21 protein-coding genes are annotated in these 21887 nt (G+C 64.7%); 6 read left to right on the plus strand and 15 right to left on the minus strand.

Annotation, left to right across the window (positions count from 1 at the left end; genetic code table 11):
- Positions 1–11: 11 nt before the first annotated feature.
- From IGX34_RS06580 to IGX34_RS06600, 5 genes are all read right to left on the minus strand, one after another.
- Positions 12–464: a GNAT family N-acetyltransferase gene (locus tag IGX34_RS06580; protein WP_192554887.1), complete on the minus strand. Its 453-nt coding sequence runs from the start codon at positions 462–464 to the stop codon at positions 12–14.
- 42 nt (positions 465–506) lie between these two features.
- On the minus strand, positions 507–977 hold the full coding sequence (gene rlmH, locus IGX34_RS06585; RefSeq protein WP_192554888.1) for a 23S rRNA (pseudouridine(1915)-N(3))-methyltransferase RlmH: 471 nt from the start codon (positions 975–977) through the stop codon (positions 507–509).
- 11 nt (positions 978–988) lie between these two features.
- Positions 989–1378: a ribosome silencing factor gene (gene rsfS, locus IGX34_RS06590; protein ID WP_225737264.1), complete on the minus strand. Its 390-nt coding sequence runs from the start codon at positions 1376–1378 to the stop codon at positions 989–991.
- A gap of 102 nt (positions 1379–1480) precedes the next feature.
- A complete protein-coding gene (locus IGX34_RS06595; RefSeq protein WP_192554890.1) occupies positions 1481–2131 on the minus strand; it encodes an NrsF family protein in 651 nt (216 codons plus the stop codon).
- A 5-nt stretch (positions 2132–2136) separates the two neighbouring features.
- Positions 2137–2718 (minus strand): sigma-70 family RNA polymerase sigma factor, encoded by a 582-nt coding sequence (locus IGX34_RS06600; RefSeq protein ID WP_338015421.1) that lies wholly within the window; start codon positions 2716–2718, stop codon positions 2137–2139.
- Between the two features lie 236 nt (positions 2719–2954).
- Here IGX34_RS06600 and IGX34_RS06605 point away from each other — a divergent pair, with 236 nt between their 5' ends.
- Together IGX34_RS06605 and msrB are read left to right on the plus strand one after the other, a co-directional pair.
- Complete coding sequence (locus tag IGX34_RS06605) at positions 2955–4679, plus strand: cytochrome c biogenesis protein DipZ (RefSeq protein WP_192554891.1); 1725 nt, start codon at positions 2955–2957, stop codon at positions 4677–4679.
- Positions 4680–4709: 30 nt separating this feature from the next.
- Positions 4710–5342 (plus strand): peptide-methionine (R)-S-oxide reductase MsrB, encoded by a 633-nt coding sequence (gene msrB / locus IGX34_RS06610; protein ID WP_225737265.1) that lies wholly within the window; start codon positions 4710–4712, stop codon positions 5340–5342.
- 129 nt (positions 5343–5471) lie between these two features.
- On the opposite strand, the gene nadD is transcribed toward msrB, so the two are convergent.
- The 8 genes from nadD to IGX34_RS06650 all read right to left on the minus strand — a co-directional run bounded on the left by nadD (position 5472) and on the right by IGX34_RS06650 (position 14222).
- Positions 5472–6116, minus strand: coding sequence for a nicotinate-nucleotide adenylyltransferase (nadD, locus tag IGX34_RS06615; RefSeq protein ID WP_192554892.1), 645 nt, complete (start codon positions 6114–6116; stop codon positions 5472–5474).
- A 33-nt stretch (positions 6117–6149) separates the two neighbouring features.
- Entirely contained in the window at positions 6150–7160 is a 1011-nt protein-coding gene (gene holA / locus IGX34_RS06620; protein ID WP_192554893.1) for a DNA polymerase III subunit delta, read from the minus strand.
- Positions 7161–7165: 5 nt separating this feature from the next.
- The gene (locus IGX34_RS06625) at positions 7166–7762 is read right to left on the minus strand and encodes an LPS-assembly lipoprotein LptE (protein ID WP_192554894.1); all 597 of its coding nucleotides are present in this window, start codon (positions 7760–7762) and stop codon (positions 7166–7168) included.
- Positions 7763–7766: 4 nt separating this feature from the next.
- The gene (gene leuS, locus IGX34_RS06630; protein WP_192554895.1) at positions 7767–10400 is read right to left on the minus strand and encodes a leucine--tRNA ligase; all 2634 of its coding nucleotides are present in this window, start codon (positions 10398–10400) and stop codon (positions 7767–7769) included.
- Between the two features lie 265 nt (positions 10401–10665).
- Complete coding sequence (locus IGX34_RS06635) at positions 10666–11274, minus strand: PqiC family protein (RefSeq protein WP_192554896.1); 609 nt, start codon at positions 11272–11274, stop codon at positions 10666–10668.
- Positions 11271–12956 carry a PqiB family protein gene (locus tag IGX34_RS06640; protein WP_192554897.1) on the minus strand — a complete coding sequence of 562 codons (1686 nt, stop codon included), beginning with the start codon at positions 12954–12956 and terminating at the stop codon, positions 11271–11273. Before IGX34_RS06640 ends, IGX34_RS06635 begins: the two co-directional genes overlap by 4 nt.
- Positions 12949–13572, minus strand: coding sequence for a paraquat-inducible protein A (locus tag IGX34_RS06645; protein ID WP_192554898.1), 624 nt, complete (start codon positions 13570–13572; stop codon positions 12949–12951). The genes IGX34_RS06640 and IGX34_RS06645 overlap by 8 nt, the downstream gene beginning before the upstream one ends.
- Positions 13569–14222 carry a paraquat-inducible protein A gene (locus tag IGX34_RS06650; RefSeq protein ID WP_192554899.1) on the minus strand — a complete coding sequence of 218 codons (654 nt, stop codon included), beginning with the start codon at positions 14220–14222 and terminating at the stop codon, positions 13569–13571. The genes IGX34_RS06645 and IGX34_RS06650 overlap by 4 nt, the downstream gene beginning before the upstream one ends.
- A 93-nt stretch (positions 14223–14315) precedes the next feature.
- On the opposite strand from IGX34_RS06650, the gene trxA reads away from it, so the two are divergent.
- From trxA to IGX34_RS06670, 4 genes are all read left to right on the plus strand, one after another.
- On the plus strand, positions 14316–15185 hold the full coding sequence (trxA, locus tag IGX34_RS06655; protein ID WP_192554900.1) for a thioredoxin: 870 nt from the start codon (positions 14316–14318) through the stop codon (positions 15183–15185).
- 60 nt (positions 15186–15245) lie between these two features.
- Entirely contained in the window at positions 15246–15719 is a 474-nt protein-coding gene (locus IGX34_RS06660) for a DUF4442 domain-containing protein (protein WP_192554901.1), read from the plus strand.
- Between the two features lie 124 nt (positions 15720–15843).
- Positions 15844–16521 carry a DUF502 domain-containing protein gene (locus IGX34_RS06665; RefSeq protein ID WP_192554902.1) on the plus strand — a complete coding sequence of 226 codons (678 nt, stop codon included), beginning with the start codon at positions 15844–15846 and terminating at the stop codon, positions 16519–16521.
- Complete coding sequence (locus tag IGX34_RS06670; RefSeq protein ID WP_192554903.1) at positions 16518–18326, plus strand: M14 family metallopeptidase; 1809 nt, start codon at positions 16518–16520, stop codon at positions 18324–18326. The genes IGX34_RS06665 and IGX34_RS06670 overlap by 4 nt, the downstream gene beginning before the upstream one ends.
- A 110-nt stretch (positions 18327–18436) precedes the next feature.
- Here IGX34_RS06670 and IGX34_RS06675 read toward each other — a convergent pair whose 3' ends face one another.
- Positions 18437–20059: a multicopper oxidase family protein gene (locus tag IGX34_RS06675; protein WP_338015422.1), complete on the minus strand. Its 1623-nt coding sequence runs from the start codon at positions 20057–20059 to the stop codon at positions 18437–18439.
- A gap of 117 nt (positions 20060–20176) precedes the next feature.
- Positions 20177–21814, minus strand: a complete 1638-nt coding sequence (locus IGX34_RS06680) for a phospholipase C (protein WP_192554904.1) — start codon at positions 21812–21814, stop codon at positions 20177–20179.
- Positions 21815–21887: the final 73 nt, after the last annotated feature.

Raw genomic sequence — 21887 nt, forward strand, 5'->3', positions numbered from 1 at the left:
TGCGAAACGTCCTAGCTCACGCTCAGGGCGTACTCGCAAAAGCGCTGCTCGCGCTGCCATCCCAGCGATTCGTACAAGGCCTGCGCCGGCTGGTTGTCGAGCGCCGTGGCCAGGGTCAGGCTTGCCGCACCAAGCGCACGCGCCTGCCCGGCCGCGGCGTGCATCAGCGCCCTGGCCACGCCATGCCGGCGCGCACTGGCGGCGACGAAGAGATCGTTCAACAAGTACATGCGCGCAGTGCGCACCGAGGAAAACAGCGGATAGAGCTGCACGAAGCCGAGGCCTGCCTGCTGCTCGTCGCAGGCCAGCAGGATCACCGATTGGTGATGCGCAAAGCGCTCCGCGAGGAAGTGTCGCGCGCGAGCGGGATCCGCAGGCTGCCGATAGAACTGCCGGTAAGCGTCGAACAACGGCACCAGCGTATCCAGATCGTGGATGCCGGCCTGGCGAATGGCGAAATACATGCGATCTCCGATGCGCCGGCAGCGGAGACGGTCAGCCTGCCGTTACGCGCGGTGGTAAGGATGGCCGGCCAGCAAGGTCGTCGCGCGATAAAGCTGCTCGGCCAGCACCAGCCGCACCAGCATATGCGGCAGGGTCAGCGGGCCCAATGACCACTTTTGATCGGCGCGCGCCAAAACGTCCGGCGAGTGGCCATCCGGACCGCCGATCAGAAATGCCAGATCGCGCCCGGCCATGCGCCACTTCGCCAGTTGTTCGGCCAGTTCTTCGCTGGACCAGGTCTTGCCGCGCCCGTCCAGGGCAATCACCTGGATATCGCGCGGCAGCGCGGCGAGGATGGCGGCGCCTTCGTCCTGCATCGCGCGCGCATCGTCGCGGCCTTTGCCGCGCACGCCGGGCTTGAGTTCGATCAATTCGAGGGGCAAATCGTGGGACAGCCGTTTGCGGTATTCGGCAAACCCTTCTGCAACCCATGCAGGCATGCGTTCGCCGATGGCGATCAGGCGCGCGCGCATGCCGGATTTGTTTACCCGGTCGCCAGGGCGGCCTCGCCCTCGGCGTCGCGGTCACCCACGGTCCACAGGCGCTCCAGCCCATAGAATTCGCGAATGCGCGGCAGCATGACGTGCACGATCACGTCGCCCAGGTCCACCAGCACCCACTCCGCTTCGCGCTCGCCTTCGACACCCAGCGGCATCACGCCCGCCTGTTTGGCGAACTTGACCACTTCGTCGGCGATGGATTTGACGTGGCGTGCCGAGGTGCCGGAAGCAATCACGAGCAGGTCGGCGATAGAGGTTTTGCCGCGTACATCGATCTCGCGAATGTCTTTGGCTTTGAGATCTTCAAGTGCGGCGATGACAGTCTTGCGCAGGGCGGCCGTGGTGTCGGCCTTGATATGGCGGGAGGTGGTCAAGAGTCGGGGCCTCTTAGGCGTATCGGCAGCGCGGGACGCGCGGATGGAGTATATCCGCCCTGCCATGAGGCCACGTCAAGCGGAACCTCGCCGGCAGCGGCCTCAGGCCCGCGAGAGCAGCCGTCCGCCCATCAGCACATTGGCGACCACCACGATCGCCACCGCCAGCGCGTGCATCATCAGGTCGGTGGCCGCGGCGTCGAAGTTGTGGCAGATCTCCAGCAGGCTGGCCGAGGCCGAGGCGCTGGCCAGCCCCACCATCACCGCCGTAACCGTCGGCCGCAGCGGACAGGCGCGCCGCAGCAGCCAGATCAGCAGGCCGGACAGCGGGATCGAGAAGCTGATGATGAAGATCAGGCAGTCGTTGGCGCCGTGCAAATCCAGCACCGGCATGCCCGGTATATGCGCGCGCAAGCAGCCCAGGCCGCTGGCGCCGATCCACAGCACCGCGCTGGGTACCGGCAACCACATCCAAAACGGCGAGCGTCCCGGCACCGCCAGCATGAACGCGGCCAGCGCGGCGGTGACCGCCGTGACCACCGCGCCCAGCGCCGCCCAGCCCAGGTCCGGCGCCGCCACCCAGCGATGCAGCATAGTGCTGGCGCCATAGTGGAAGAACAGCAGCACCGCGACCGCCGCCACCACCACCAGCCAGCCCAGCGCGCGCCGCCACGGCGGCAGCAGACGCCGCACCGGCGTCAGCTCGGCGCCGAGTGCGTCGATCAGGGCTTCATGGCGTGGTGCGTCGGACATCGGGTTCAGGATTCTCCGTTCAGTCGATCGCGCAGGCTTTTCAGCGCGCGATGCAAATTCACTTTCAGCGCGCCGGTATTGCGGCCGGTCTGCACAGCGGCCTCGGCCAGCGAACGTTCCTTCAGGCCCAACTGCTCGACCGCTTCGCGCTGTCCCGGCGGCAAAGTGTCGATGGCCTTGCGCAGGCGCAGCGCCTGTTGCGCGCGCTCGGCATCGGCGCTGGCATCCTCACGGTCGGCGTGCATTTCATAGGCATGCTCGTCGTGCACTTCGCGCCGGTCGCGCCGGCCCTGTCCGCGCAGCACATCGATGGCGCGGCGCGCGGCAATCGCCGCCAGCCACGCATCGTAGGAACGCGACGGATCGAAGGTATGGCGCACGCGGTGCACAGTGAGCAGGGTTTCCTGCACCACGTCATCGAGCGCATCCACCGCCACGCCCTGGCGCCGTGCCACCGCGCGGATCAGCGCCACCGAATCCTTCAGCAGGCGCGCATAGGCGCGCTGGTCGCCCGCTTGCGCGGCGCCCATCCACGCTGCCCGCTGCCGGTCAGCCTGTTCGCTGGCACTGTTGGATTCGGCTTGCACGGACTTGACGTTACCCGGGACCCGGCGTGAAGGCCCGCGTAGTAGTACCCACGCGCCATCAAAGGTCAAGGTATTCGGGCCCGCAGATATCGACATGACGGCATGCATTTGGACACTTGCCGCTGTATTCGGTCCACAGTAGGCGCGGGTTACAACGCGCGCCAGGCCGGCGCAGGCGTAACCGGCGCATCATGCACACCGAATAGCCGACTGAAACGAACTTCACGAGCCGATGCATGCTTCTGCTGATTGCCACATTCCTGGGCGGCCTGATCACCATTCTCAGCCCGTGCATCCTGCCGATCCTGCCGTTTGTATTTGCACGGGCGGATCGCCCCTTCATGCGCAACGGCTTGCCGATGCTTGCCGGCATGGCGGTGACTTTCACGCTGGTGGCCTCGCTGGCGGCGGTCGCGGGCGGCTGGGCGGTGCATGCCAATCAATACGGGCGCGACCTGGCGCTGGTGGTGCTGACGGTATTCGGCATCAGCCTGCTGTCCGCGCGAGTGGCCGACTGGATCAGCCGCCCCTTCGTGAAGCTTGGCAACCGGCTCAGCCAGCGTTCGGATCTGCAGACCGATTCACCCTGGTCGGCGGCCGGCCTGGGCATCGCCACCGGACTGCTGTGGGCACCGTGCGCAGGCCCCATTCTCGGCACCATTCTTACCGGCGCAGCCTTGAACGGCGCCAACGTACAAACGGCGTTGTTGCTGCTCACCTATGCCGGCGGCGCAGCGGTATCGCTGGCGCTGGCGCTGCTGGTGGGTGGACGTGTGTTTACGCTGATGAAGCGCTCGCTCGGCGCCGGCGAATGGCTGCGCCGCGGACTGGGCGCGCTGGTGCTGTGCGGTGTCGCGGCGATCGCGCTGGGCATGGATACCGGCTGGCTGACGCGCGTTTCGCTGGCTGGCACCAATAGCATCGAGCAACGCCTGCTGGATGTGGCGCGCCCTGCGCCCGCCAAGGCGATGCCGCCGCCCAAGGCCGGCGCGAGCTTGCCGGTGGAAGGCGAACTGCCGTCACTGGCCGGCGCCACGCAATGGATCAACAGCGCGCCGCTCACGCCCGCATCGCTGCGCGGCAAGGTGGTGTTGGTGGATTTCTGGACCTATTCCTGCATCAACTGCATTCGCTCGCTACCGTACGTGAATGCATGGGCGCAGAAATACCGCGATCACGGCCTGGTAGTGATTGGCGTGCATTCGCCGGAATTCGCCTTCGAGAAAGATCCCGCCAACGTGACCAAGGCGGTGCGCGATTTCGGCATCAGCTATCCGGTGGCGGTCGACAGCGACTACGCGATCTGGCAAGCCTTCAATAACGAATACTGGCCGGCGCATTATTTTATCGATGCCCATGGCCAGATTCGCGGCCATCATTTCGGCGAAGGCAATTACATCGGCAGCGAAGATCTGATCCGCCGCCTGCTCAGCGACGCCGGCTACAAGGACCTTCCGGGCGGCTACGTGCAACCGAATGCGGCAGGCGCCGAGATTGCCGACTCCGGCGACGCGCATCGCTCGCCCGAAACCTATGTCGGTTATGCACGCAGCGAGAATTTTGCCGGCGGCCAGATCGCACACGATGACAGCTGGAACTACCGCGCGCCCACAACCCTGCTCACCAACCAATGGTCCTTGAACGGACACTGGACCGTGCAAAAGCAGAGCGCGCAACTTACCCAGGCCGACGGCAGCGTGATCTATCGCTTCCGCGGGCGCGATCTGCATCTGGTGCTCGGCCCCGGCAAGGACGGCAAGCCAGTGCGCTTTCGCGTCACGCTCGACGGCAAGGCGCCCGGCGCAGACCACGGCACCGATATCGATGCCGATGGCAATGGCACCGTCGACGGCCAGCGCCTGTATCAGCTGGTGCGCCAGGCGCACGGCACCGGCGACCGCGTATTCGACATCACGTTCCTCGATCCGGACGTACACGTCTACGCCTTCACTTTCGGCTGAGCCCCTTCCCCACGGCTCCAGGAGATTCGCATGAGCTCCACCTACGCCAGCAAGACCATGGACCGGCGCCGTTTCCTGCTCACCGTATTCGGCGGCGGCGCCGCGCTTGCCGTGAGCAGCGTGACAGCCATCCGCCTGCTCGGGCCGGGCGGCAAGCGCAACGGCGTGATGACCGCCGCGGCACCCGTAGCGACACCCGCGCAGGATCTGCTGCTGGAATGTTTTTCCGATGACGACGGCCATCAGCTCGGCCCCTGCCACGTGACCAAATTGGTGCTGACCGATGCGCAATGGCACCTGCGTCTCTCCGATGTCGCCTTCACCGTGATGCGCCGCGACGGCACCGAAGTGGCTTTCACCGGTGCGCACGAGAAGCCACGCAGCAAAGGCCTGTATCGCTGCGCCGGCTGCAGTACCGCACTGTTCGATGCCGCCACGCAATTCGATTCCGGCACCGGCTGGCCCAGCTTCTGGCAGCCAATCGCCAAGCAGAACGTGATCGAGAGTCGCGATTCCAGCTTCGGCATGATTCGCACCGCCATCAATTGCGCGGGGTGCGACAGCCATCTCGGCCATGTGTTTGATGATGGCCCTGCACCGACGGGTTTGCGTTATTGCATGAACTCGGTGGCGATGGAGTTTGTGGCGTTTCGGGTGAGCTGATCGCCACACCGTGATTGATGCGTAGGTTGGGTTGCCCCGGGCTTGATCCGGGGTAACCCAACGATGTCGCTATCGAAGATAAATCGTTGGGTTACGCTGCGCTAACCCAACCTACGGATGGGTGTCGGGTCAGTGGCCGAAGGAATCGCGGTAGGGGGCCAGCAAGGTGGTATCGTCAAACAGGCCGGCCGGCAGCAGGTAACGCGGATCGCGTCCGGCGGCAAGCAATTCGCGGATGCGCGTCGCGGAAACTTCCAGCGGCGTCACCACCAGTTCGATCACGCGGCCGGCCGGCTGCGCGCGAATCACGTTGAGATCTTCGGTGCGCCGCGGCGCGACCGCGCGCTCCAGTTCCACCGGCATGCAGGCATCGATGCCGGGGCGGTTGATCATGCCGATATGCGTAACCTCGAACAGATCGCGCCAGCGATGCCAGCTGCGCAAGCCGGCAAAGGCATCGGCACCGAGCAGCAGCACCAGCGGGCGATCGCCGAATTCATTGCGCAGTTCGTGCAGGGTATCGATGGTGTAGGAGGGGCCGCTGCGATCGAGTTCGCGCGTATCCAGGCTGAGTCGCGACTGTCCGCGCAGCGCAGCGCGCAGCATCGCCACGCGCTGGGCCGCCGTAGCGGTGGGCGACGAGCGATGCGGCGGCACACTGGCCGGCATCAGGCGCACTTCGGCGTCGAGCAGCTCGGCCGCTTCCCAGGCCACGCTGAGGTGGCCGATATGGATCGGATCGAACGTGCCGCCAAAGATCGCGAGCGGTTTCATGCAAAGCTTCCTACTGGCCGTGGCGGCCGTTGGTCACGCCAGCGCCTGCGCGGCGCGCGGTTCGGCGATGGCGGCGATCAGACGCTGGGCTTGCAGCCATGCATCGCCGGCCTCGCGGCCCTTGGCGATGCGGTCGATGCGCGCGGCGCGGGCCAGGCAGTGCATCCAGTGTTCGCGCGGCGCGCGGCGCAGTGCCTTGCGGAACAACTGCTCGCGCGCCGGCCACAGGCGTTCGGCGCGCGCCTGCGCGGCGAAATCCTGCGCGTTGGCCAGGCGCAGGGCGAGCTGCAACTGATTCACCAGCCAGCCCATCAAGGCAATGAGTTCCTCACCTTCGGCGTGCAGGCCTTCGAGGATGCGCAGCGCGCGCGCGCCATCGCCGCCGAGCGCCGCGTCGGTGAGCTTGAAGGCGTCGTAGCGTGCGCTGTCGGCCACCAGGTGTTCCATTTCGGCGGCATCGATCTTGCCCTGCCCGTGCAATACCGCCAGCTTGTCGATCTCTTGCGCCGCGGCGAGTAGGTTGCCCTCCACGCGTTCGGCCAGCAAGGCGACCGCTTCGGGCACAGCAGCCAGTCCGCGCGAGGCCAGGCGCGCGCCGATCCACGCCTGCCATTCGTTTGGGCGCGGCGCATTGAACACCACCATCGAACCGGCGCCATCCACCTGCTTGGTCCACGCGCCTTCGTGCTTGTTGCTCCACGCCACCGCGCTGATCAACAGCGTGACATCGGGCGGCGGATTGCCGCAGAACTCGACGATGGCCTTGGCGCCCTCGGTACCGGGGCGGCCGGTGGGAAGACGCAGGTCGAGCAGCCGGCGCGTGGCGAACAGCGACATGCCGGCCGCGGAGCGCGCCAGTTCGTCCCAGTCGAAATGCGCGCCGACATCCAGCACGGTGCGCTCGCTGTAGCCCAGCGTGCGCGCCTGCGCGCGCAGGGCATCGGCCGCTTCCAGCACCAGCAGTTCCTCGCCGGCGAGCAGGTACACGGGGCTCAGGGCATTCGCCGCCAGAGCCTTCTGCCACTGCGCGTGATTAAGCGGCATACGGCTTAATTGACGTCGATCGGCGCAGACATGTACTGGGTCGGCTGCTGGGTGGTGCTGGCACCCGCCGGCAGCGGACCCGCCGCCTTGGCGGCCGCTTCCGTACCGTGCCTGGCCACCGCCTGCAGGCGGAACAGCAAGGCCTGGATGGCGTCGTCGATCAGGCTGCCCTGGATCTGTTCCATCTGCGATTGCGTACCCACCGGCTGGCTGGCGTCGTAGCTGTATTCGCGCTGCAGGTCGATGGTTTCCATCGGCACGATGGTCTTGCCCTTGGGATCCTGCGCGGTGAACGCTACGTGGTAGCGCACTGCGAATTCGGTTACCTGCGCGGCGCCGTTGATGGTCAGGCTTTGGATGTTGAAGTTCTGCGCCGGCACATGCAGTTCGCCGATACCCGGGCCGGGCTTGTCTTCCAGCACCACGTTCGAGGCCGCCAGGGCGCGTGCCAGCTTGCGCTGGAAATCACCGCTGCCGTTCACCGTCAGATACACGCGCTGCATGCCATCGGGCAAGGCGGCGCTGCCGCGCAGATGGAAACCGCAGGCCGCCAGGATGGCGCAGGCGGATAACAGCAACACTGATTTCAATACGCGAGTCATGCTTTTATCCTGCGACGATATTGACGATCTTGCCGGGTACCACGATCACCTTGCGCACGGTCTGTCCTTCGAGGAAAGCTGCCACGTTCGGGTTTGCCCGCGCCAGCGCCTCGGCCTCTTCCTTGGAGGCGTTGGCGGCCACGTCAATGGTACCGCGCAGCTTGCCGTTCACCTGCACGGCCAGGGTCAGCGTATCGCGTACCAGTGCCTGCGGATCCACCGTCGGCCACGGCTGGTCGTCGACCACCCGCTGCGGGTGGCCCAGCGCCTGCCACAAGGTGTGGCTTACGTGCGGCACCACCGGGTTGAGCAGCAGCACCATGGTCTGCAGCACTTCATGGCGCACAGCGCGGCCCTGGTCGCTCTGGTCGGTGAATTTGCCGACCGCGTTGAGCAGTTCCATCAGCGCAGCGATGGCGGTGTTGAAGGCGTGGCGGCGGCCGAAGTCGTCGCTGACCTTCTGGATGGTTTCGTGCAGCTGGCGGCGCAACGCTTTCTGGCCGGCATCGAGTGCTGCCGGATCGACTTCCGGATGATCGGGCTGCCCGACATGAGTAAGCACTTCGCGCCAGAAGCGGCGCAGGAAGCGCGCCATGCCTTCCACACCGGCCTCGCTCCACTCCAGCGATTGTTCCGGCGGCGCGGCGAACATGGAGAACAGGCGCACCGTATCGGCGCCGAACTTGTCCACCATGGTCTGCGGATCGACGCCGTTGTTCTTGGACTTGGACATCTTCTCGGTGCCGCCGATCAGCACCGGCTGGCCGTCGGCCTTGAGCACCGCGCCGGTAACGCGGGCTTTTTCGTCGCGATGGATTTCCACCTCGGCAGGGTTGATCCAATCCTTCGAGCCATCGGCGTTTTCGCGATAGAAGGTTTCGGCAATCACCATGCCCTGGCACAGCAGGTTGGTGGCCGGCTCATCCGACTGCACCATGCCCGCGTCGCGCATCAGCTTGTGATAGAAGCGGAAATACAGCAGATGCAGGATCGCGTGCTCGATGCCGCCGATGTACTGATCCACCGGCAGCCAGTAGTTGGCGCGCTCGTCCACCTGGCCGTTGGCGCCCGGGCTGGTGTAGCGCGCGTAATACCAACTCGATTCCATGAAGGTATCGAAGGTATCGGTTTCGCGCTCGGCGGCACCGCCGCATTGCGGGCAGGTGGTCTTGCGCCACGCCGGGTCGGCCTTGATCGGTGACTGCACGCCGGAGAAAGCGACGTCTTCGGGCAGCACCACCGGCAATTGGTCTTCCGGCACCGGCACGGCATCGCACTTGGGACAATAAATCACCGGGATCGGGCAGCCCCAGTAGCGCTGGCGGCTGACGCCCCAATCGCGCAGGCGCCAGTTCACGCGGCGATGGCCCTTGCCGTCGGCCTGCAGGCGGTCGGCAAGAAAATCGAACGCCTGGCGGTAATTCTTGCCGTCGAGCTCGCCGGAATTGACCACGCGCATGTCGCTGCGGGTCTTGTCCGAATACCACTCTTTCCACTGCTGCGGATCGTAACCGGCATCGTCGCCCTGCACGGCGATCACCTGCTTGATCGGCAGCTTGTACTTGTGCGCGAACTGGAAATCGCGCTCGTCATGGCCGGGCACCGCCATCACCGCGCCGGTGCCGTAGCCCATCAGCACGAAGTTGGCGACCCATACCGGCAGCTTTTCGCCGCTGATCGGATGGATGGCGAACACGCCGGTATCCATGCCGCGCTTTTCCTGCGTCTCCAGCTCGGCTTCGGATACGCCGCCGTGCTTGAGCTCATCCAGGAAAGCGGCGAGCTGGGGATTGTGTTGCGCGGCCTTCAGCGCCAGCGGATGCTCGCCGGCGATCGACACGAAGGTCACGCCCATCAAGGTATCCGGGCGCGTGGTGAACACCGTCAGCGGCTCGGCTTCGTGCTCCACCGCGAAATGGATTTCCAGGCCTTCGCTGCGGCCGATCCAGTTGCGCTGCATGGTCTTGACCGCATCCGGCCAGCCGGGCAGCGTATCCAGGCCGTCGAGCAGTTCCTGCGCGTAATCGGTGATCTTGAGGAACCACTGCGGAATCTCGCGCTTTTCCACCAGCGCGCCGGAGCGCCAGCCGCGGCCGTCGATCACCTGCTCGTTGGCCAGCACGGTCTGGTCGACCGGATCCCAGTTCACCACCGCGTTCTTGCGGTAGGCCATGCCCTTCTTCATCAGCCGGGTGAACATCTGCTGTTCCCAGCGGTAGTACTCCGGGCGGCAGGTGGCGAATTCGCGCGACCAGTCGATGGCGTAGCCCAGCGACTTGAGCTGTTCGCGCATGTGGTCGATGTTCTTGTAGGTCCACTTGGCCGGCGCGGTGTTGTTCTTGATCGCCGCGTTTTCCGCCGGCAGGCCGAACGCGTCCCAGCCCATCGGCTGCAGCACGTTCTTGCCGTTCATGCGCTGGAAGCGGCTGATCACGTCGGCGATGGTGTAGTTGCGCACATGGCCCATGTGCAGCGCGCCGGAGGGATACGGCAGCATCGCCAGGCAGTAGTACTTGGGCCTGGAGGGATCCTCCTTCACCTCGTACGCGCGCTGCGCATTCCAATACTGCTGCGCGGCGGATTCCACCGCCTGCGGGTTGTAGTCGTTGGGGGAACCCTGGTCTTGAATGTCCTGCATGATCCGGCGCCGTTATGCGTGTTCGCCAGCACAGGGCGTCCGTCGCCGTGCGCTGCGTTGAACGGGGCAGACTAGCAGAAATGGGCGAAAAGCATGGCTCTTTGCGTTCGCCTCCTCTCCCCTTCGGGGAGAGGATTGAGGTGAGGGGCCACGACTTGCACAAATGCTTGGCCGAAGCGCCGCTCAGATTTTTGATCAACGCACCATTGCAGCCCACCGCGAGGCTGCCCCTCACCCCAGCCCTCTCCCCGCAGGGGAGAGGAAGTCAGGGCGCCGGACAGGCTGGCGTGCTGCCTGCAGCCAGTGCCGGCGCCACGCTGGCGATCTGCCCGGCCAGCGCAGCCAGGGCCTGCTGGTGCGCGGCGACCAGGCTGTCGTAGCCCTGCCCAGGGTTCTCGCTGATGTGGCTGCTGCAGGTAAGCACCGCGTCGCCCTTGGTCGGGCGCACCGACCAGGTGGCATCGATCAGTGCGTACTGACCCGGCGCGGATTCAAAACGGCGCACGTCGAGCTTGATACGCAGCACCGGCTTGCCGTCGACCGGCAGGCCGCTGCCGATGTCCTGCGCATTGAGCCGCTGCGACAGATCGACCGACAGCGCCCCACGCACTTCGTCCGCCAGCGGTGCGACCCAGCGCTGGCCATCCAGCAGGGCCACCGACTGGCCGCCCTGGCGCACCACCAGCTGCGGCACATCGACCTGCGCCGGAATGCCCACCGGCAACAGCTCGAACTGGAAGCTGGCCGGCGGCGCGGCGGCGGCCGGGCTGCTGTCCGGCGCCGGAATCAGCGTGTAGTAATGCATCGGCGCCGAGGCGCAGGCCGCCAGCGCCAGGGCCGCCAGGGGCGCCATCACATGTCGCATACGAATCATGGCTTGCTCCCTGGTTGCGGCGTGGCGGCGGGCGGGTTGGCGTTCGGCGGCGGCGCATCGGCACCGCGTCCGCGGATCAGCGAACTCGGATGGGCGCCGAGGTAATCGGTCAGCGCACGCAGCGAACGCGCCATGCGCTGCAATTCTTCCAGCGTGCCGGCGAGGTTTTGCTGCAAGGGCGAATCCGCCGACAGGGCATTGTTGGCCGTGCCGAAGGTCTGGTTGGCACCCTTGAGCGTGTTCTGGAATTCCGGCAGCACCTGCCCGTTCACCTGCACCAGGGTCTTGTTGAGATTGGCCAGGGTCTGGTTGAGGTTGTTGCCGATGCTGTCGAACGGAATTTTCTGAATCTTGTCGACAATGTCGGCCAGCTGTTCCTGCAGCTTGTCGAAATTGCCCGGCGCGGTGGGAATTTCCAGCGGCCGTGCATTCGCGTCATAGGCAGCCTTGGGCGCGTTCTTGATGAAGTCCATCGAAATGAACAACTGCCCGGTAAGCAAGTTGCCGATCTTCGCCTGCGCGCGCAGTCCATGCTCCACCAGGGTGCCCATCATGTGCGAAAGATCGTCGTTGTCGCCGCGCGATTTGGCCAGCGCCACCAGTTTGTCGTGCGCCTTGCCGAGGCGTTCCGGATACACCACGGCGCCGACGTAGATCGGGAAGTTCCCGGTCTTTTCGTCGTAGTCCATGCGGATCGACACCACGTTGCCGATATTGATGCCGAGGAATTCCACCGGCGCGTTCACCGCCAGGCCGCGCAGCGGCTGGTCGAAGCGCATGCGGATGTAATGCGGCTCGCCATCCGGCGGCGCCATCGCATTGGTCTGCGTATCGAACAGGGTGAAGGCGGAATCCTCGTTCGCCACTTGGCTGCCGCTATGCGGGCCCGGCGCATCCAGGAAGGCCACGCCGCCGGCCAGCACCGTGGCCAGCGACTGCGTGTTGAGCTTCAGACCATCGGCGCCCAGCGACACATCCACGCCGCTGGCATTCCAGAAACGCGAATCGGTGGTAACGAAACGGGCGTAGGGGTTCTCGACGAAGATCTGCATCGTCACGCCCTTGCCGTCGTCGTTGAGCTTGTAGGACGCCACGCGCCCGACCTGGATGCGGCGGAAATACACCGGCGAACCGATATCCAGCGAGCCGAGGTCGCCGGCATGCAGGATGAAACTCTTGCCCCGCGCATCGTGGGTTACCGAAGGCGGCGTTTCCAGGCCGGTGAAATCGGTCTGCTGCTGTTGCGAGGAGCCCACGTCCACACCGATAAACGAACCCGACAGCAAGGTGTCGATACCCGACACGCCACCCAGCCCGATACGCGGGCGCACCACCCAGAAGCGCGTATCGGCCACCGCGATGCCGGCCGCGCTCTTTTCCAGATCCACCTTCACGATCACCTTGTGGCGATCGGGGCTGAGGTGGATGGTGGCGACCTTGCCGATCACTACATCCTTGTACTTCACCACCGTCTTGCCCGGATCCAGGCCGTTGGCGCTCTCGAAGCTGATGGTGATGGTGGGCCCCTGCTGCATCCACGCATTGATCACCAGCGACAGCCCCACCAGCGCCGCCACGATCGGCACCAGCCAGATCAGCGAAGCACTGACGCGACGATGGCGCACCACCGGTTCCGGCAGCGCGTCGTTGCTCCCAACACCGGGTTGTTTGTTGTCAGTCATCTTCGTCCTGGCAATCCCAAATAAGGCGCGGATCAAAACTCATCGAAGCCAGCATGGTGAGCACGACGGTCAGGCCGAAATACACCACGCCGGGCAAAGGCTCCACTTCGCTGAAAAAACCGAACTGCACCAGCGCGGTCAGCAGCGATACCACGAACACGTCCAGCATCGACCAGTAGCCGATGAATTCCACCAGGCGATACAGCCTGGCCCGTTGCGCACGCGCCCAGTTGGTGCCGCGATGCACGCTGAGCAGCAAGGTGCCGAGCACCAGGAACTTCATCATCGGCACCACGATGCTGGCGGTGAACACGATCACCGCCAGGTCCGGCGAGCCTTTCACCCACAGCTCGATCACGCCGCTGAGGATGGTGTTGTCGTCCACGTCACCCAGGCTCACCGTGCGCATGATCGGCAGCAGGTTGGCCGGCAGATACAGAATGAAGGCGGCGATCAGCAGCGCCCAGGTACGCGCGCAGCTGTTGGGCTTGCGCCGGTGCAACGCGCTGCCGCAACGCGGGCAGGCCGCATCGGCCACCTGCGTATCGCGGCAAACCAGCCCGCAAATATGGCAGCCGATCAGGCCCAGTTCGTGCGCGCGCGGCAGGGCGCTCACGCGGCGCCCTCTGTATCCGGGATCTTGTCCCACAGCTGGCGCACGTCGATGCCGGCGAAGACGGTGATCAGGATCGCCAGCGCCGCATAGGCGAATACGCCCGCATCGGGCGTTACGTCGAAATACAGATGCGCCTTCACGATCGACACCAGCACGCCCAGCACGAACACTTCGCTCATCGTCCACGGCCCGATGTAATGCAACACCACCATGGTCTGCCGGAAACCGGGCGCGCGACGCCCCAGCCTGGCGTAGATCAGCAGCCAGCCCAGCGCCAGCATCTTGCACAGCGGGAAAAAGAACAGCGTGCCCGCGGCCAGCACCGCCACCACCTGCGAATGCGCATTCCACATCATCACGATGATGCCCCACAGCCGGGTATGGATCTGCTCGCCGTTCAAGCTCAAGGTGATGATCGGCCACAGGTTGGCCTGCACGAACACCACCATCACCGTGGCGACCAGCGCCAGCATCATATTGAGACTGATCCGCTGATGCCGCTCCAGCACCGCACCGCAGCGCGCGCAACGGGCCACGTCGCCGCAGGCCAGCGGGCGGCGGCGATAGACCGTGTCGCAGTGCTCGCAGATCAGCAGCGGCGAGCTCAGCGCCGGATCGATCTGTCCGCGGTCGGTGATGGGTGAATTCATGCGGCCGATTCTCGCAAATCCACAGCTTTCTTGCGCACTTGATATGCTCCGCGCCGCCCCGCATCTAACCCGGATGAATTCCAGGAGCCTATCGTGAACGCCGCCGTCACCACCCAGCACATCTTCGACGTAGACCAGGAAAATTTCGAGGCAGATGTATTACAGGCCTCGCTGAGCACCCCGGTGCTGGTCGATTTCTGGGCAACCTGGTGCGGTCCGTGCAAATCCCTGGGCCCGCTGCTGGAAAAGCTGGCCAATGAATTCAACGGCGGCTTCCGCCTGGGCAAGGTCGACGTCGACAAGAACCAGGAGCTGGCGGGCATGTTCGGCATCCGCAGCATTCCTACCGTGATGCTGGTGAAGGACGGCCAAATCGTCGATGGCTTTGCCGGCGCGCTGCCGGAAGGCCAGTTGCGCGAATTCCTGGCGCGCCACGTGCAGGCGCTGGAAGGCAGCGCCAACGATGCCGCGCCCGAGGCGGCGGCGCCGGAATCGCCGGAACAGACCATCAACCGCCTGCAGCAGGAAATTGCGACCCAGCCGGAGCAGCCCGAGCTCAAGCTGGACCTGGCCATTGCGCTGGCGCAGGCCGGGCATGCGTCGGCCGCCGAAGCCGAGCTCAACGCCCTGCCCGCCAATCTCGCCACCGACACGCGCGCAGTGCGCCTGCGCAGCCAGCTCGACCTGGTGCGCGCACTGGAAGGCAAACCTGCGCTGGATGTGCTGCAACAGCGCGTGCAGGCCAATCCGCAGGACTGGGAAGCGCACGACCTGCTCGGCGTGCGCCTGCTGCTCGGCAACGAGCCGGAGGCCGGCCTGGAGCATTGGCTGCTGATGCTGGAAAAAGCGCGCGACTGGAACGATGGCCACGCCAAGAAGCGCCTGCTGGCCGCATTCAATACGCTGGACGACGCCGAACTGGTCGGTCGTTACCGCCGCCGGATGGCTTCGCTGCTGTTCTGATCCGCAAACCATACGCATAAGTATGGCAAACTGAGTGCTCCGCCCCGGAGCACTTTTCGTATGCGCGCTTCCCTGTTTCGCCGCCTGCTCAACCTGTGGCCGCCGTTCTTGTGCAATAGCATCCGCGTGCTGAGCCTGGACGAGGCGTACACCGAGGCGCGCGTGGTATTGCGGTTGCGGCCCTGGAATCGCAATTACGTGCGGGCCCAGTTCGGCGGCAACCTGTTCGCCATGACCGATCCGTTCTGGATGCTGCTGATCCTGCAACACCTGGGCAAAGACCACTACGTATGGGACAAGGCCGGCGCGATCGATTTCGTGGCACCGGGGCGGGCCGATGTATACGCCCACTTCCAGCTCACGCCGCAGGTACTGGATGAATTGCGCGCCGCAGCTGCTGTCGGCGAAAAAGTGCTGCGCTGGTTCGAGGTGGAAATCAGAACGGCAGCCGGCGAGCTGGTCGCGGTGGTGCGCAAGCAGATCTATGTGCGATTGAAGCCGCGCGAACGGCCGAATACGGCCGCATCTGCGTAGGCATAGGCATAGGCATAGGCATAGGCATAGGCACCGAAGCATCGATCCGTGCAGCGCCGTGTCAAGCGGTGGTGAAGGGCTTTCCCTACAATGAGCCCTTCCCCATCCCCCGAAAAATCTTGCCATGCAGCGGCTACGCTTCAAACGCTACATCATCACCGGCCTGCTTACTTTCATGCCCTTGTGGGTGACCTGGCTGGTCTTCAAATTCATTCTCGGCGTGCTGGCCGAACTGGGTGCGCCGCTGGTCACCGCATTGCTCGGCACTCTCGGCTTCGTGGCGCCACGCACCGCCGATCAGCTCAATCACAGCTGGGCCACGTTCGTGCTGGCGCTATTGCTGACTTTGCTGGCGCTGTACCTGATCGGCTTTCTGGCCAACCGCGTAGTCGGCCAGCGTCTGCTGCACGCCTTCGATACCTTGCTGCAACGCATTCCGCTGGTGCAGACCATTTACGGCGGCACCAAGAAGCTCACCGCCGTGCTGCAGAACAAGCCCAGCGGAACGCAGCGCGTGGTGCTGGTGGATTTTCCGCGCAAGGGCATGAAGGCGGTGGGCTTCGTCACCCGCGTGATGACCGAGCAAGGCAGCGGCCGCGAGATCGCGGCGGTGTATATCCCGACCACGCCCAATCCCACTGGCGGTTATCTGGAGATGGTGCCGGTGGAAGAACTCACGCCCACCGACTGGACCATGGACCAGGCCATGGCTTTTATCATTTCCGGCGGTGCCGCCGCCCCTGATACCTTGCCCGCCTCGGCCACCGCCTTGCCGGCCGCATCTTCAGGGGATCGTGAATGAGTCATCGCCGCGTGTTGCTGTCTTTCCTGCTGGGGGCATTCGCCATCGCCGCCCATGCTGCCACCCCGCAGGACAGTACCTGGATCACGCCGGCCGAAACGGCGCAGTTCCGCACCACACCCAGCTACGCACAGACGCTGGCGTATCTGCAGCGGCTGCAGCAGGCGGCGCCGGGCAAGATCAAGCTGGAAAGCTTCGGCATCTCGCCGCAAGGCCGGCCGATGACGGTGGTGATCGCCAGCAGCGACGGTACGTTTACGCCGGCAGCGGCACGCGCGGCGCACAGGCCGGTGGTGCTGGTGCAGGCCGGCATCCACCCCGGCGAAATCGAAGGCAAGGACGCGGGCCTGATGCTGTTGCGCGATATCGCCATCACCGGCAAATACGCGCACCTGCTCGACCATGTGGTGCTGGTGTACATCCCGGTGTTCAGCGTGGACGGGCACGAAAACAGCTCGCCCTACAACCGCATCAACCAGAACGGCCCGGACAGCATGGGTTTCCGCGGCCAGGCGCAATACCTCAACCTCAACCGCGACTACATCAAGGCCGATGCGCCCGAAATGCTGGCGTGGCTGAAGCTGTGGCAGACCTGGCTGCCCGACTTCCTGGTCGATGTGCACACCACCGACGGCGCCGACTACCAGTACGACCTGACCTGGTACACCGAAGATCCGCACAAGCTCGATCCGGCCATCGACCAGTGGCAGCGCAAAACCATCGTCGACGAAGCCATGCCCGCTTATGAAAAGCGCGGCCATCTCGCCTCGATCTACCTGGAGTTCAAGGACGGCCGCGATCCGCGCAAGGGCATCGAGAATTTCGGCTCCGGCCCGCGCTTCTCCACCGGCTACGCGGCACTGCAGAACCGCCCCGCGCTGTTGCTGGAAACGCATATGCTGAAAACCTATGCGGTGCGCGTGCACGCCATCTACGATCTGCTCGCCGTGCTGCTGGACGACATCGACCGCCATCCTGCCGCCCTGCTCGCCGCCACCGCCAAGGCCGATGCCGACACCATCGCTCGCGCCGACAACCCGGATGCGCAGGTACCGCTCACTTTCAAGGGCGATCCCACACCCACGCCGTTCGAGCTGAAGGGTTATGCGTTCACGCAAACCCACAGTGACATCTCCAACGACACCTGGATCCAGTACGACCCCAGCAAGCCGCAGACCTACCGCATCGACAACTGGAACGGGCTGCTGCCCGATGTATCGATCACGCCGCCAGTGGCCTATGTGATACCAGCCGAATGGACCGCCATCATCCAGAAGCTCGATGCGCACGGCATCGCTTATCGCCGCATCGGTCACAAGATGAAGCAGATCCAGGCCCAGGCCTATCAGCTCGATCATCCGCAATGGGCCAGCCAGCCGTTCGAAGGACATCTGATGCTGCGCAGCTTCGACCTGCACAGCGTGCCGACCGAAGTGGAGCTGCCGCCGGGCTCGGTGATCGTGCCAATGGACCAGCGCGCGGCGAACGTGGCGATCGAACTGCTGGAACCGCAGGCGCCCGATTCGCTGCTGCATTGGGGTTATCTCGACGCGATCTTCGAGCTCAAGGAATACGGCGAGCCGCGCGTGCTGGAAAAGCTGGCGCGCGACATGCTGGCCAAGGATCCCGCATTGAAAGCCGAGTTCGAGCAGAAGCTGCATGACGATCCGGCGTTTGCGGCAAGCAGCCGGGCGCGGCTGGAATTCTTCTTCGAGCGCTCGCCGTGGTATCGCGTGCAGAATGCGGGCCGCTATCCGGTACTGCGACTGGATGCAAAACAGATGGCGATACTCGCCACAAAATAGAGACAGCGCGTAAGCCGGCTAGGTTGGGTTAGCGCAGCGTAACCCAACGATGTCCCACGGCTTCGATGGAGATTTGTTGGGTTACGCTGCGCTAACCCAACCTACCCGGCTTATGCTGCGACGACTTCGAACGGGCGCATCATCTCGTTAGCCTCGTGCTCCAGCAGATGGCAATGCCATACATAGCGGCCGACGTAACCATCGAAGCGCGTGATGATGCGCGTAATCATCCCCGGATACGCCTGCACCACATCCTTCCAGCCCGCTTCGCCGGCTTCCGGCGGCTGTGCCGGGCCGATATAGCGGATGGTTTTCGAGGCCAGCCACTGGCCCTGGTCGAATGGACGGCGATCGAGAATCTGGAAGCGCACCATATGCAGGTGGATCGGGTGCGTATCGTCGGTGAGATTGAGCAGGCTCCAGATTTCGGTACTGCCCAGCACCGGCTTTTCCGTCACCGGCTCATGCCAGCGCTTGCCGTTGAGCAGCATCAGCATCGGCTCGGCCACGCAATCGTCGTATTCGTCCAGCGTCATCAGGCGCTGATGGGTGGCGGCAGATTCAGGCATGCGCGGCACGTCGCGCAGCACCGCCGGCACCACGCTGGTATCGCGTACGCTGCCGCGGCCGACGCGAAACTGCATGATCGGCAGCGCGTCGTTGATCAACTCCAGCTGCTGTCCGCCCATGCCGGAAAAATCGATCACCAGATCGACCCGCTCCGCCGGCGCCAGCAGCACACTTTTTTGCACTAGCGGCGCTGCCAGCAGGCCTTGGTCGCTGCCGATCTGCTGGAACGGTCGGCCACCGGCCAGCTTCAAATGGAAGAAGCGTGCATTGGCTGCATTGAGCACGCGGAAACGATAACGGCGCGGCTGCACTTCCAGGTACGGCAGCAAGGCGCCATTCACCAGCATGGCATCGCCGAAAACCTCCGATACCCACGGCGCATCGCTATTGCCGGATACCGGGTAATACAGCTGCGCATCCTTGGTCAGCAGGCGATCGCTCAAGGTCAGCGGGATTTCCTGTTCGCCACTGGGCAGGCCGAGCGACTGCTCGTGTTCGTCGCGCAGGATCAGGTTGCCGAACATGCCGGCATAGATGTTCAGCCGATTAATGCCCATCGCATGGTCGTGATACCAGAGCGTGGCCGCCTCCTGTTTGTTCGGATACGTGTGCACGCGCGACTGGCCCGGTACGTACCAGTCATCCGGATAACCGTCGCTCTCCGTCTGCACGCAGGCACCATGCACGTGCACGATGGCGCGCACTTCGGGCTTGTCTTGTTCGGCGCCGTGGATACGGTGATCGATCGGCAGGAAATGCTTGCCGGGCAGCCGATTGCGCCATTCGATCCGCGCCGGCTTGCCGCTCAGCGCTTCGATAGTCGGCCCCGGCATGCTGTTGCCGTAGGTCCATAGCCGCGTGGGCGGCAGGTCGCGATGCAGGCGCTGACTGGTTTCCTGCATATCGATCTGCAGCAGCTTGCCCGGATCGGCATGCAGCACCGGCGGCAGCGGCAGCGGATCGACGAAGGCTTTTAGCGTGGTCGGATCGAGCAGCAACGGCACTTTGGCCTGGTCGGTGACCATGTGCTTGCACAGCGTGCCACCGCCCATTCTCGGCTTTGGCATCGATTGCATGTCATGCGCCAGCATGCGCATGGGCCATGCGCCGGCACCCAGACCCAACATCGACCACTTCAGGAAATCGCGACGGGAAGCAGACACGCGCAAGCGCCTCCAGACAACTGGCCGGCATGCGCCGGCAATAAGCAAAAAAGCATCGCCCCACCGGAATGGGGCGATGCGCGAGTTTGCATCACAGCATGCGTTGCTGCGGCAACCTTACCAGTTGCGCGCCAGCGGTTCGCCAGTCTGCTCGTTGAGATACAGCGGGCGGTTGACCGGGAACGGCAGGTAGAAGTCGAACATGCCGCTGATCGAGCCGGACGTGGCGTCGAAGGAGCCGCCGCCGATGCGCTGGCCGCGCAGCCAGTTGTCTTCGATAAAGCGGGTGATCGAGGCTTGGTCGACCAGAGTGTGGTCCACATAGTTCTGGCGGGCCCACGGCGAGACCACCAGCATCGGCAGGCGCGGACCATAACCGCAGCGGCCCTGCACCGGCTTGCCGTTGCTGTTGGTGCCCGGCAGCGTGCCGTGCGCACTGCACTGGCCCGAACCGCTCAGCGCATCCTGGCTGCTCTGCGAACCGTTGACGTGCGGCGCCGCCTGATGGTCGTACCAGCCGTCGGAGTCGTCATACGCGATGATGACCGCGGTGTCCTTCCACTCCGGCTGCTGCTGCAGGAAGTTGATCACGTGGGTGACGAAGGCCTGCTCATCCAACGGATCGGAATAGCCGGCATGGCCGTCCTGGTAGCCCGGCGCCTTGAGGAAGCTCACCGCCGGCAGGTTGTGCGCCTGCACCGCAGCGTAGAAATCGTTGACGTCGTACTGATGGTTGGCCGCATCGCCCTGGTGGCCGATCATTGCCACCGAGGTCGGACGCGTGTGGTTCGGGTTGGCCGTGCTGGCGTAGTACTGGAACGGCTGGTGATGCGGAATGTAGTCGGCCTTCAGCGTCTGCGTCACCGTGGACAGCGTGCTGCGCTGGCAGCCGGTGGTGTTGTTCGCGTTCACCGTGCCGAGGTCGAAGCCGCCTTCGAAGAAGCCCCAGGTGATGCCCTTGGCATTGAGCAGATCGCCGATGTTCTTGCCGCTCATGCGCACGCGTGCGCCGCTGGTGGTGGAGCACGCGTCATCGGTCGGATCGGCGTCGGAGGTCAGCGTGTAGCCGCCCTGGCCGTCGGCCACTTCGTCGGCTGCGGCGGCGATCGTATCGGTGGTGCCGTTGGTCTGGCCGGAGACCAGGTTGATCGCACCCTGGGTGGAGGCGCCGAAGGTGGAACCGTAGCTGTTGTCGCTCATCGCGAAGTGCTGCGCGTAGTTCCACATCGCGGTGACGGTGTTGCCGTCGTAATAGCCCATCACCTGGCCATTGCTTTCTTCGGCCGCGGTGGCGCCCGGCAGCGTTTCGCCGGCGCCGGTGAATTCGGGGAACAGGTCCATCGCGTCGTTATCGAAGGCCTGCTGTTCGGGCTGGTAATCGTGATCCTGGTCGGCGGTCGCGGCCTGCTGCGGCGACAGGCGGAACGGATTGATCGCGCCGGTGCCGTTGCCGCTGTTGCTGGCGTTCGGGTTGTGCGACAGCAGCGACGGCGTATAGCCGTTCACGCGCGGGGTAAACGGCGCCGGATAGAACTTCGACTCGCCCGGCAGGTTCTGCGCATAGGGATAGGTGCCGAAGTAATGATCGAAGGACACGTTCTCCTGGAAGATCACCACCAGGTGCTTGATCGGGGTGGCCGTGCGCACATGATCCCCGCCGCGATGGAAATCGGCGGAATCGGGCCCCTGCGCAGACGACGCAACGGACAGGGTAAGCAAACTTGCGGCAAGACAGACGGCAAGACGGGTGCGCATGGCAGTCTCCGGTGACGGTCGATGGGCACGCTCCCCTAAGCGTGGATAGCCGAAGACCATACGCAGGGCGCAT

This window comes from Dyella acidiphila (assembly GCF_014863405.1).
GTDB lineage: Bacteria > Pseudomonadota > Gammaproteobacteria > Xanthomonadales > Rhodanobacteraceae > Dyella_B > Dyella_B acidiphila.